We start from the raw sequence: 11243 nt of genomic DNA, 5'->3' as shown, positions 1-11243 counted from the left end.
AATCGGGGCGGCGAAGCCTAGGCGAAGACGGCAAGCCCGGCCATGACGAATTTATGTGGAGCTGGGAACGATCAGCCCTGCACCGGTGGGCGCCCGACGCTCTCGTAGACGAAGCCTGCGGCTTCCATGTCCTCGGGGCGGTAGATGTTGCGGAGGTCGACGACGACCGGCTGCGCCATGGTCGCCTTCAACCGGTCGAGATCGAGCGCGCGGAACTGCACCCATTCGGTGACGATGACGAGCGCGTCGGCACCTTGGGCACAGGCATAGGCGTCCTCGCAATAGGTGATATCGGGCAATTCGCCCTTGGCCTGCTCCATGCCGACGGGATCGAACGCCTTCACTTTCGCGCCCATGTCGATCAGGCCCGTCACCAGCGGAATCGACGGCGCATCGCGCATGTCGTCGGTGTCGGGCTTGAAGGTGAGGCCGAGCACCGCGACGGTCTTGCCGCGCAGATTGCCGCCGAGCGCCTGGCTCACCTTGCGCGCCATCGCGCGCTTGCGGTTCTCGTTGACCGCCAGCACCGATTCGACGATGCGCAAGGAGACGTCGTAGTCCTGCGCGATCTTGATCAGGGCCTTGGTGTCCTTCGGGAAGCACGAGCCGCCGAAGCCGGGACCGGCATGCAGGAATTTCGTGCCGATGCGGTTGTCGAGGCCGATGCCGCGCGCGACCTCCTGAACATTGGCGCCGGCCTTCTCGGAGAGGTCGGCGATCTCGTTGATGAAGGTGATCTTGGTCGCCAGGAACGCGTTGGCGGCGTATTTGATCATCTCGGCGGTGCGGCGCGCGGTGAACATCAGCGGCGCCTGGTTCAGCGACAGCGGGCGGTAGATGTCGCCCATCACCTTGCGGCCGCGCTCGTCGGAGGTGCCGACCACGATGCGGTCGGGGAATTTGAAATCGCGGATCGCCGCGCCCTCGCGCAGGAACTCAGGGTTCGAGGCGACCACCACGTCGGCCGACGGATTGGCCTCGCGGATGATGCGCTCGACCTCGTCGCCGGTGCCGACCGGCACGGTCGATTTCGTCACCACCACGGTGAAGCCCTGCAGCGATTGCGCGATCTCTTTCGCGGCGGCGTAGACGTAAGACAGGTCGGCGTGTCCGTCGCCGCGGCGCGAGGGCGTACCGACCGCGATGAACACGGCATCGGCATCGGCGACCGGCTGCTTCAGGTCGGTGGTGAAGTCGAGCCGCTTGGCTTTCACATTGTTCGCGACCAGCTCGTCGAGGCCAGGCTCGTAGATCGGGATCTCGCCGCGATGGAGCGCCGCGATCTTCCTCTCGTCCTTGTCGACGCAGGTGACGTCGTGGCCGAAATCCGCAAAGCAGGCGCCGGACACCAATCCCACATAGCCCGTGCCGATCATCGCAATTCGCATGAAAAATCCTGTTCCAACTTGGTTAACGGACGTCCAACTCAGCCCAATCCGGGGCGGTTTAGCATTTTCCCGAGGTCATGGAACAGTCCGCATGCAAAAACCGGCCCGCGATTTGAACCGGTAAAGAAGTCGGAAACCACTGGGCTCCAAACTGGCCCAGGCCCGCACAGGCACGGGCGGAACGCGCCTCGAAAAGGGACACCATGGCACGATCAGGCACAATCGCGGCGGCCAGCCCCTCCACGGCCGCTTCGGGCGCGCGTATCGACTGGGTCGACTACGCCAAGGGCATCTGCATCGTCATGGTGGTGATGATGCATTCGGTGCTGGGGGTGGAGCTTGCCGCCGGGCAGACCGGGTTCATGCACGTGCTCGTAGCCTTCGCAAAGCCGTTCAGGATGCCGGATTTCTTTCTGATTTCGGGCTTGTTCCTGTCTCTGGTGATCGATCGGGACTGGCGAACCTATCTCGACCGCAAGGTGGTGCATTTCGCCTATTTTTATGTCGTCTGGGTGACAATCCAATTCGGCTTCAAGGCCCCGGCCTTTGCGGCCGAGACCAGCTGGCAGCACGTTGGCCTGCTGTATCTCGAATCCTTCATCGAGCCGTTCGGCACGCTGTGGTTCATCTATCTGTTGCCGGTCTTCTTCGTCGTCACGAAACTGACACGCAAGGTCCCATCCCTCGCGGTCTGGCTGATCGCCGCCGCGCTGGAGACCGCGCACATCACGACCGGCTGGACCGCCATCGACGAGTTCTGCGCACGCTTCGTCTATTTCTATTCGGGCTATTTGTTAGCGCCCTACGTGTTCGCCCTGTCGGATCGGGCGCGGAAGCATCCGGCGCAAGCGCTTGCAGCGCTCGTTGCCTGGGCGCTGATCAATGCCGGCCTCGTCGCAGCGGGCGCCAGCGAGTGGGCGATCGTCTCGCTCGCGCTCGGCTTCGCCGGCGCCTGCGCCATCGTCGCGGCGGGCACGCTGCTCGCGCGGGCGCACTGGCTCAACTTCCTCCGCTTCTGCGGCGAGCATTCGATCGTGATCTATCTCGCCTTCTTCCTGCCGATGGCGGCGACGCGAACGCTGCTGCTGCGCACGGGCGTCATCCCTGATATCGGCACGGTGTCGCTGCTCGTCACCATCGCCGGCGTGCTCGGTGCGCTGGCGATCTGGCAGGCCGCGTTGCGACTTAATGCGCGCTTCCTGTTCGAGCGGCCCGATGCGTTTTGGATCGCGCCGAAGAAGACGGGAGCGGTGTTGCAGGCGGCGGAGTAGCCGCGCTCACGGTGCCGTCGCCCGGCTTGACCTGGCGACCCAGTACGCGGAGGCGCCAGCGATTGAACCCAGAAGCCGCGGCGTACTGGATTCTCCGCTTGCCGCCTACGCTAAAGCTTCGGCGCGCCCAAGACCGAGACCTCGGCGAAGCCTTGGCGTAGCCGGGTCGCGGGGAATGACAGCGGGGGATAGTCGCGCTACCAAGCCAAAAATCCGCCTCCCAAGGCTGTCAAAGTCCGCAAAAATTCATACATTGCGGCCCATGCCCAAAACCTCTTCGAAGACCACCGCCAAAGCTGACACCAAGGCCGCGCCGAAAGCTGCCGCAGAGACCAAGCCCCCTGCTGCCAAGGCTGCTGCCAAACCGGTCGCGGCGAAGGCGGCCGGCAAGGGCGACCATGTCTTCCTAGTCGACGGTTCCTCCTACATCTTCCGCGCCTATCACGCACTGCCGCCGCTGAATCGCAAGTCCGACGGGCTCCAGGTCAACGCCGTGCTCGGCTTCTGCAACATGCTGTGGAAGCTGCTCCGCGAGATGCCCGAGGACAACCGGCCGACGCATCTGGCCATCATTTTCGACAAGTCGGAGATCACCTTCCGCAACAAGATCTATCCGGACTACAAGGCGCACCGGCCGCCCGCCCCCGACGATCTCATTCCGCAATTCGCGCTGATCCGCGAGGCCGTGCGCGCCTTCGACCTGCCCTGCCTGGAACAGACCGGCTTCGAGGCCGACGATCTCATCGCGACCTATGTGCGACAGGCCTGCGAGCGCGGCGCCAGCGCCACCATCGTGTCGTCTGACAAGGACCTGATGCAGCTCGTTACCGATTGCGTCACCATGTACGACACCATGAAGGATCGCCGCATCGGCATATCAGAGGTGATCGAGAAGTTCGGCGTGCCGCCGAACAAGGTGGTCGAGGTGCAGGCGCTCGCGGGCGATTCCACCGACAACGTGCCGGGCGTACCCGGCATCGGCATCAAGACCGCGGCGCAGCTGATCACCGAATATGGCGATCTCGACCAATTGTTGTTCCGCGCCGGCGAGATCAAGCAGCCGAAGCGGCGCGAGGCGCTGCTCGAGAATGCGGAGAAGGCGCGCATCTCGCGGCAGCTCGTGCTGCTCGACGACAAGGTCGAGCTGGAGGTGCCGCTGGACGACCTCGCCGTCCACGAGCCCGACGCGCGCAAGTTGATCGCCTTTCTCAAGGCGATGGAGTTCACGACGCTGACGCGGCGCGTCGCCGAGTATGCGCAGATCGATCCCGCCAATGTCGATGCCGATCCCGGCTATGCCAGCGGCGCCAGCGTGTTCACGACGCTGCCGCCCTCGGACGTCGTGCCGGCACCAGGCACGGGAACCCCGGCGCCAGCCCGGCCGAACCAGCCCAACAAGGCGGCGGGCAAGGAGGACAAGGCTGCGAGCCTGAAGGGTGCACCGATCTCGCTCGCCGCCGCGCGCGAAGAGGCGCTGCGCAAGCTTTCGGTCGATCGCGGCAAATACCAGACCATCAAGACGCTGAAGGAGCTCGACGCCTTCATCGCGCGCATCCATGATACCGGCCATGTCGCGATCGAGACGAGAGCGAACTCGATCGATCCGATGCAGGCCGATCTGTGCGGCATCGCACTGGCGCTGGCGCCGAACGAGGCCTGCTACGTGCCGCTGGCGCACAAGCAATCCGGCGGCGGCGCCGGCCTGTTCGATGCGGGCCTTGCGCCGGACCAGGTCAAGCATGACGACGCGCTGCAGGCGCTGCGGCCGGTGCTGGAAGCGACGGGCATCCTCAAGATCGGCTTCGACGTCAAGTTCACTTCCGTGATGCTGGCGCAGCACGGCATCACCTTGCGCAACATCGACGATGCGCTGCTGATCTCCTACGTGCTCGATGCCGGCCGCGGCTCGCATGCGCTGGAATCGTTGTCGGAGCGCTGGTTCGGCCATGCCATGCTGAAGGAAAGCGAGCTGCTCGGCAGCGGCAAGGGCAAGATCACCTTCGACCAGGTGCCGATCGACAAGGCCGCACCGCTGTCGGCCGAAGGCGTCGACGTCGCCTTGCGGGTCTGGCGCGTGCTGAAGCCGCGCCTCGTTTCCGAGCACATGAGTGCGGTCTACGAGACGCTGGAGCGGCCGCTGGTGTCGGTGCTCGCGCGCATGGAGCGGCGCGGCATCTCGATCGACCGCCAGGTGCTATCGCGTCTGTCCGGCGACTTCGCCCAAACCGCGGCGCGCGTCGAGGCCGAGATCCAGGAGATCGCGGGCGAGCCGGTCAATGTCGGCAGCCCCAAGCAGATCGGCGACATCCTGTTCGGCAAGATGGGATTGCCTGGCGGCACCAAGACCAAGACCGGCGCGTGGTCGACCACCGCACAGGTGCTCGACGAGCTCGCTGAGCAGGGCCACGACTTCCCGAAGAAGATTCTGGAGTGGCGCCAGGTCTCCAAGCTGAAATCGACCTACACCGACGCGCTGCCGACCTACGTCAATCCGCAGACCCACCGCGTGCACACCACCTACGCGCTGGCTGCGACCACGACGGGGCGCTTGTCGTCGAACGAGCCGAACCTGCAGAACATCCCGGTGCGCACCGAGGACGGCCGCAAGATCCGCCGCGCCTTCATCGCCACGCCCGGGCACAAGCTGGTCTCGGCCGATTATTCACAGATCGAGCTGCGGCTGCTGGCCGAGATCGCCGACATTCCCGTGCTGAAGCAGGCGTTCCGCGATGGGCTCGACATTCACGCCATGACCGCGTCGGAAATGTTCGGTGTGCCGATCAAGGGCATGCCGAGCGAGATCCGCCGCCGCGCGAAGGCGATCAATTTCGGCATCATCTACGGCATCTCCGCCTTCGGCCTCGCCAACCAGCTCGGCATCGCGCGCGAGGAAGCCTCCGCCTACATCAAGAAATATTTCGAGCGCTTCCCCGGCATCCGCGCCTATATGGACGAGACGCGCGATTTCTGCCGCAACCACGGCTACGTCACCACGCTGTTCGGCCGCAAGTGCCACTACCCCGACATCAAGGCTTCGAATGCCTCGGTGCGCGCCTTCAACGAGCGCGCCGCGATCAACGCGCGACTTCAGGGCACCGCGGCCGACATCATCCGCCGTGCCATGACGCGCGTGGAGGACGCGCTCACCGAGAAGAAGCTCTCGGCGCGGATGCTGCTCCAGGTGCACGACGAGTTGATCTTCGAGGTGCCCGACGACGAGGTCGAGGCAACGCTCCCCGTCGTGCAGAAGGTGATGCAGGACGCGCCGTTCCCTGCCGTGCTGCTCTCGGTGCCGCTGCATGTCGACGCCCGCGCGGCGAACAATTGGGACGAGGCGCATTGAGGATCTGCCTCTCCACGCTTGCGGGGAGAGGTCGGATCGCATCGTCAGATGCGATCCGGGTGAGGGGGTACAGGTCTATCGACGACCGCCCGTAACAGGGCTATCGCATTTGAAAGTTTTTCCCTGCGGCCATCCTTCGAGACGCCCGCTGGAGGCGGGCTCCTCAGGATGAGGGCGGAGTGCGCGGCAGCAGTTTCAACGGGCACTGACGCTGATTAGCCTCATCCTGAGGAGGCGCGTCAGCGCCGTCTCGAAGGACGAGGCGTGCGCGCAGACCGCCGCCACAAGTCATATGCGATTGCCCTGCCGCCCGTAGGGAGAGAGCCCCTCACCCCAACCCTCTCAGGGCGAGCGAAGCTCATCCCAGCCCCGCAAGTGCGGGGCGAGGGAGCACAGCGAGCGCGCGTGGCGAGAACCTAATTGTCCTCCGAGCAATTGCGCGATGGTCCCGCGATCCCGCGCATACTAGAACCGGACCGTCTCCCGCACTGGTTCGCTCATGCCCCACGCCTCCGCCCTGCTCGGCTTCGCCCTCGTCAGCCTCGGTCTCGTACTCACGCCGGGGCCGAACATGATCTACCTGATCTCGCGTTCGATCACGCAAGGCGGCGCGGCCGGAATCGTCTCGCTCGGCGGCGTGGCGCTCGGCTTCGTGTTCTACATGCTGTGCGCGGCGTTCGGCATCACGGCGCTGTTGCTCGCCATTCCTTTCGCCTATGACGCGCTGCGCTTTGCCGGCGCCGGCTATTTGCTGTGGCTTGCCTGGCAGGCGGTGAAGCCGGGCGGGCGTTCGCCGTTCCAGGTGAGGAAGCTCGCCATCGACAGCCCGCGCAAATTGTTCGCGATGGGCTTCATCACCAACCTGCTCAACCCGAAGATCGCGATGCTGTATCTGGCGCTGCTGCCGCAATTCATCGATCCCACAGCGGGCAGCGTGCTGACGCAGTCGCTGGTGCTGGGCGCGATCCAGATCGCGATCAGCGTCAGCGTCAACGCGATGATCGCACTCGCGGCCGGATCGATCGCGCTGTTCCTGGCGAACCGGCCGAGCTGGCTGCTGGTGCAGCGCTGGCTGATGGGCACCGTGCTGGCGGGACTCGCGGTGCGGATGGCGGTCGAAGCGAAGAGGGTGTGAGGCGCTTTCTTCACCCTCCCCTGGAGGGGAGGGTCGGCGCGCGATCGAGCGGAGCGAGATTGCGTGACGGGGTGGGGTGACGGTCTCTCCTCGTCCAACAGTGCCCGCGTGGAGAGATCACCCCATCCCGCTCGCGCTTCGCGCGATCGACCCTCCCCCTCCAGGGGAGGGTAAGCGAAGCTCAATCCAGCTTCGCCTCCATGCCGCGCTTCACGGCCGGGCGCGCCATCAGGGCATCGTACCAGCGCTTGACGTTGGGGAAGTCGGCCAGATCAACCTTGTGGCGAGGATGGCGCCAGGCCCAGCCCAGGATGGCAAAATCGGCAATCGAGAGCTCGCCGGCGACGAATTCGCGCCCCTCGAGGCGGCGGTCAAGCACGCCATAGAGCCGGCGCGTCTCGGCCATGAAGCGCTTCAGGCCATAGGCCCGGTCCTGCTCGTTTTCGAGTGCGATAAAATGGTGCACCTGGCCGGGCATCGGGCCGAAGCCGCCCATCTGCCACATCAGCCATTCGTAGACTGGGATGCGCTGGATAATCGATTTCGGCAGGAATTTGCCGGTCTTTTCGCCGAGATAGAGCAGGATCGCGCCGGATTCGAAGATGCTGACGGGCTTGCCGTCGGGCCCCTCGGGGTCGACGATCGCGGGGATCTTGTTGTTGGGCGAGAGCTTGAGGAACTCGGGCGCCATCTGCTCGCCCTTGGTGATGTTCACCGGGATCACCTTGTAGGGCAGCCCCATCTCCTCCAGCGCGACCGAGATCTTGCGGCCGTTCGGCGTGTTCCAGGTATAGAGCTCGATGGTCATTCCGTGTCCTTCCCCAAAAGGCCTGCCCCAAGAGGCTTGCCCCCTCACCTACTCCAGAAGGTTGCGCCATCACAACCGGCGGACCGGGATGGCCGATCCCTGTTGACGGGAGACGCCCCCTCTGGAATGTCGCGTCGGTCGCGGATAAATTCCGTCTCCTCCAAAAACGCTGTTCGAGGGACCGCAGTGTCGAAATCAGCCTCCCGCGCCCGCCTGTTCGAGATCATCCGCCGGCGCTCATTCGGCCGCGGCGAGGTGACGCTCGCGTCGGGCCGCAAGAGCGATTTCTACTTCAACCTCAAGCCGACCATGCTCGACCCCGAGGGCGCGACGCTGCTCGCCGAGCTGACTTACGAGGCGCTGAAGGACGACCAGCTCGATTTCATCGGCGGGCTCGAGATGGGCGCGGTGCCGCTCGCCGGCGCGCTGGCGCAGATTTCCTGGATCAAGGGCCATCCGATCGCGGCCTTCTTCGTACGCAAGAAGCCGAAGGAGCACGGTGCGAAGCTCGCGATCGAGGGCCTGCCCAAGGGCGAGACGCTGGCCGGCAAGCGGGTCGTCATCGTCGAGGACGTCACCACAACCGGCGGCTCGGCGATGAAGGCAGTAGAATCGGTGCGCGAGGCCGGGGCCAATGTCGTGCTGGTGCTGACCATGGTCGACCGCGAGGAAGGCGCCACCGACACGTTCGGTGCGGCCGGCCTGCCGTTCCGCTCGCTGTACAAGGCGTCGGAATTCCTGAAGGCGTGATGCGGCGAAACATCCTTCGCTGTCACCCTCAGTGTGCCCCGAAAGCAACCATTCGTCCAAAGCTGCGGCTGGCCCTAAAGAGGCCACCGCCTCGTCTTGAAACCGCCTCCGCTCAACTGCTCATTTACCATCCCGCTTTATGGTGAATCGTGTGCTGAGACCTCTCGGTCCCAGCCGGTTCAGTTGCGTCGGGTGGAGTAAGCATTGCGTACAGTCATGTCCCATGCGCGCCGGCGGCGTCGCGCGATGCTTGTGGCCGCCATCCTGGCAGCGCCACTGCTTGCGGCTCCGGCTCCGGTTTCCGCCGAAGGCCTGTTCGACTTCCTTTTCGGCGGAATGCAGCAGCAGCGGCCGCAGCGCGAGGTGCCGCAGCCGCAGGCGAACTCCTACACCGATCCCTTCGGCAGCCAGCAGAATGGCGCCACGCCGCAATATGTGCCGCCGACCCGCTCGGCGGCGGCCGGCGGCTCGGGCCCGGCCTTCTGCGTACGCAGCTGCGACGGGAAATACTTTCCGCTGATGCGCGGCCTCGTCTCACCCGCGCAGATGTGTCAGGCGTTCTGTCCTGCCAGCGCGACCAAGGTCTATTTCGGTTCGTCGATCGAGGGGGCCTATTCACAGACCGGCGAGCGCTACGCCGACAGCGAGAACGCGTTCTCCTATCGCAAGGCGCTGCGCGCCGATTGCACCTGCAACGGCCGTGAACCGGTCGGCCTCGCCCCGGTCGACCTTGCGCTGGATTCCTCGTTGAAGGCCGGCGACGTGATCGCCACCACCGACGGGCTCGTCGCCTATACCGGCATCCGCCTCGGCAACGACCAGGCTGCGGATTTCACCCCGGTTGCCTCCTATCCCGGTCTCACCGCACAGGTTCGCGCACGTCTTGGCGAGATGAAGGTGGCGCCGGTGCGCGCCGAGACGGTGTCGGCAGACGCGCCGGCGTCAAACGAGATCGTGCGTGAACCGCTGCCGGATGTGTCGGTGCCGAAGGCGGCCGCGAAGCCGGCCAAGCGGGCGGGATTGGATTAGGCCTCAGCTGCATCCGTGCCGTCGTTGCGAGGAGCCCTGCGACGAAGCAATCCAGGATTCCTCCGCGGAGACACTCTGGATTGCTTCGCTACGCTCGCAATGACAGAGTTTGCGGCACTACCTCCCGATGATCACCCCGATCACGTTGGGCGCGGCCAGATATTTCTCCTCGATCGCGGCGCGCGCGGCGGCGCGGTTTTCCGGCGTCAGGAGGCCGCGCTTTTCGGCCAGGATCATCCAGCAGAAACCCCACCAATCCGTCAGCATGCCCTGGTCGCCGACGAGGTCATAGCCCTGCTCGGCCGCGAAGATGCGCGCATGCGCTTCGTCCAGCGTGTCGAGAAACAGATGGTCCTCGGGCGAGAACAGATCGTCACTGACGTCGTCGATGGTGTAGCCCCAGATCGACTGGCACACCGCATTGAACTCGCGGTCGAACTGGTCGTCATCGACCCTCTGGCGCCGCGCGGCCTGATGCAGCCGGGACAGCGAGCGCGCGAAATCGGCGATCCGGGTGAGGGCAAACTGGTCGAAGGCAATAGTGGACATGTAGTCCTCACAAAGTCGGACAGACGCTAGATATTGTATCGGCGAGGCGCCGAATCACAATGATATATCAAAGACTTGCTAAAGTGTTCTTAATTTGTTCTGCACGTGTGGCGAATCGAAAGGGGCCGCCCGAGGCGACCCCTTGCCGGTTGCAATCTTGTTCGGGATGAAATTCCAGCCCCGGCGAGGGCGGACCTTAATACCGACAACGGGCTTTGCGCGATTCCGGAAAAATACCGATCGTGGTGCTGTCCTAATGCGGGCGGCGCCTCAATAACAGCGCGACGCCGCAATGGCGTGGACGCGGCGGTCGCCGAGCAGATGGGCGACAAAGCCGTTCTGCGGAAAGATCTTGGCGAAGGCAGCGTCGCGGATGCTGAGGCCGCCGGCATAGGCGCCGAACGCAGGCATTACGGCGCGCATCCCATCGCTGGCGAAGCAGCGGCGCTCCATCGAGCGACCGCGCGCCGAGACGCGCGCCTTCGGATGCAGATGGCCGGCGATCTCGCCGTAAGCGCCGGTCGGCTCGTGGCGGAAGGTGATCGGGCCGATCGCGACTTCATCCGCGACGGTGCCGCCGAGATCGCGCGGCAGCATGGGATCGTGATTGCCCGAGATCCAGATCCAGTCGCGGCCGCTCTGGAGTGCGGCGACGGCATCGCGGTCCTCGGCGGACAGGCGCTCATGCGCGCTGCGGTCGTGAAAACTGTCGCCGAGCGCGATGACTACTCGCGGATCATGGCGGGAGATGACAGCAGCGAGCCGGCCGAGCGTCGCGATGGTATCGTAAGGCGGCAGCAGTACGCCGCGCGTGGCGAAGCTCGACCCTTTCTCCAGATGCAGGTCGGAGACCACGAGCAGGCGCTGCTCGTCCCAGAACAGCGCGCCGGAGAGATCGGCTGCGAAGGTCACATCGCTGATCGTGACTCTGGAAACGCGCATGTCCTCGACATCTCCCGAAATCAGCGCG

General features: G+C 64.9%; 9 protein-coding genes. 5 read left to right on the top strand and 4 right to left on the bottom strand.

All coding sequences use genetic code 11. From position 1 onward, the window contains the following. Positions 1-71 precede the first annotated feature (71 nt). Positions 72-1388, bottom strand: a complete 1317-nt coding sequence (locus tag P0R31_RS29140; protein WP_225127013.1) for a UDP-glucose dehydrogenase family protein — start codon at positions 1386-1388, stop codon at positions 72-74. A gap of 203 nt (positions 1389-1591) precedes the next feature. Between P0R31_RS29140 and P0R31_RS29135 the strand changes: the two genes are divergently transcribed. From P0R31_RS29135 to P0R31_RS29125, 3 genes are all read left to right on the top strand, one after another. Next, complete coding sequence (locus P0R31_RS29135) at positions 1592-2659, top strand: acyltransferase family protein (RefSeq protein ID WP_275517863.1); 1068 nt, start codon at positions 1592-1594, stop codon at positions 2657-2659. Positions 2660-2921: 262 nt separating this feature from the next. Beyond that, a complete protein-coding gene (gene polA / locus P0R31_RS29130; protein WP_275517862.1) occupies positions 2922-6002 on the top strand; it encodes a DNA polymerase I in 3081 nt (1026 codons plus the stop codon). A gap of 499 nt (positions 6003-6501) precedes the next feature. Beyond that, positions 6502-7137 (top strand): LysE family translocator, encoded by a 636-nt coding sequence (locus tag P0R31_RS29125; RefSeq protein ID WP_275517860.1) that lies wholly within the window; start codon positions 6502-6504, stop codon positions 7135-7137. Between the two features lie 181 nt (positions 7138-7318). Here the strand turns inward: P0R31_RS29125 and P0R31_RS29120 are convergent, their stop codons facing one another. After that, the gene (locus P0R31_RS29120) at positions 7319-7945 is read right to left on the bottom strand and encodes a glutathione S-transferase family protein (RefSeq protein WP_275517859.1); all 627 of its coding nucleotides are present in this window, start codon (positions 7943-7945) and stop codon (positions 7319-7321) included. A gap of 186 nt (positions 7946-8131) precedes the next feature. On the opposite strand from P0R31_RS29120, the gene pyrE reads away from it, so the two are divergent. Together pyrE and P0R31_RS29110 are read left to right on the top strand one after the other, a co-directional pair. Then, positions 8132-8695 carry an orotate phosphoribosyltransferase gene (pyrE, locus tag P0R31_RS29115; protein ID WP_028176382.1) on the top strand — a complete coding sequence of 188 codons (564 nt, stop codon included), beginning with the start codon at positions 8132-8134 and terminating at the stop codon, positions 8693-8695. Positions 8696-8941: 246 nt separating this feature from the next. Further along, the gene (locus tag P0R31_RS29110) at positions 8942-9724 is read left to right on the top strand and encodes a DUF2865 domain-containing protein (protein ID WP_275517855.1); all 783 of its coding nucleotides are present in this window, start codon (positions 8942-8944) and stop codon (positions 9722-9724) included. Positions 9725-9841: 117 nt separating this feature from the next. On the opposite strand, the gene P0R31_RS29105 is transcribed toward P0R31_RS29110, so the two are convergent. Together P0R31_RS29105 and pdeM are read right to left on the bottom strand one after the other, a co-directional pair. Further along, entirely contained in the window at positions 9842-10273 is a 432-nt protein-coding gene (locus tag P0R31_RS29105) for a hypothetical protein (protein WP_036041807.1), read from the bottom strand. Positions 10274-10543: 270 nt separating this feature from the next. After that, positions 10544-11215, bottom strand: a complete 672-nt coding sequence (pdeM, locus tag P0R31_RS29100) for a ligase-associated DNA damage response endonuclease PdeM (RefSeq protein ID WP_275517854.1) — start codon at positions 11213-11215, stop codon at positions 10544-10546. Between the last annotated feature and the right edge of the window lie 28 nt (positions 11216-11243).

It is taken from the genome of Bradyrhizobium yuanmingense (assembly GCF_029167105.1).
GTDB classification, from domain to species: domain Bacteria; phylum Pseudomonadota; class Alphaproteobacteria; order Rhizobiales; family Xanthobacteraceae; genus Bradyrhizobium; species Bradyrhizobium yuanmingense_A.
The sequence above is the reverse complement of the archived record's forward strand: the minus strand, read 5'-3'. Positions and strand labels throughout refer to the sequence as shown.

What these genes read in the sequence shown, in the direction of transcription:
- P0R31_RS29140 (WP_225127013.1), bottom strand. Translation starts at nt 1,388, where the DNA reads ATGCGAATTGCGATGATCGGCACGGGCTATGTGGGATTGGTGTCCGGC.
- P0R31_RS29135 (WP_275517863.1), top strand. Translation starts at nt 1,592, where the DNA reads ATGGCACGATCAGGCACAATCGCGGCGGCCAGCCCCTCCACGGCCGCT.
- polA (WP_275517862.1), top strand. Translation starts at nt 2,922, where the DNA reads ATGCCCAAAACCTCTTCGAAGACCACCGCCAAAGCTGACACCAAGGCC.
- P0R31_RS29125 (WP_275517860.1), top strand. Translation starts at nt 6,502, where the DNA reads ATGCCCCACGCCTCCGCCCTGCTCGGCTTCGCCCTCGTCAGCCTCGGT.
- P0R31_RS29120 (WP_275517859.1), bottom strand. Translation starts at nt 7,945, where the DNA reads ATGACCATCGAGCTCTATACCTGGAACACGCCGAACGGCCGCAAGATC.
- P0R31_RS29110 (WP_275517855.1), top strand. Translation starts at nt 8,942, where the DNA reads ATGCTTGTGGCCGCCATCCTGGCAGCGCCACTGCTTGCGGCTCCGGCT.
- P0R31_RS29105 (WP_036041807.1), bottom strand. Translation starts at nt 10,273, where the DNA reads ATGTCCACTATTGCCTTCGACCAGTTTGCCCTCACCCGGATCGCCGAT.
- pdeM (WP_275517854.1), bottom strand. Translation starts at nt 11,215, where the DNA reads ATGCGCGTTTCCAGAGTCACGATCAGCGATGTGACCTTCGCAGCCGAT.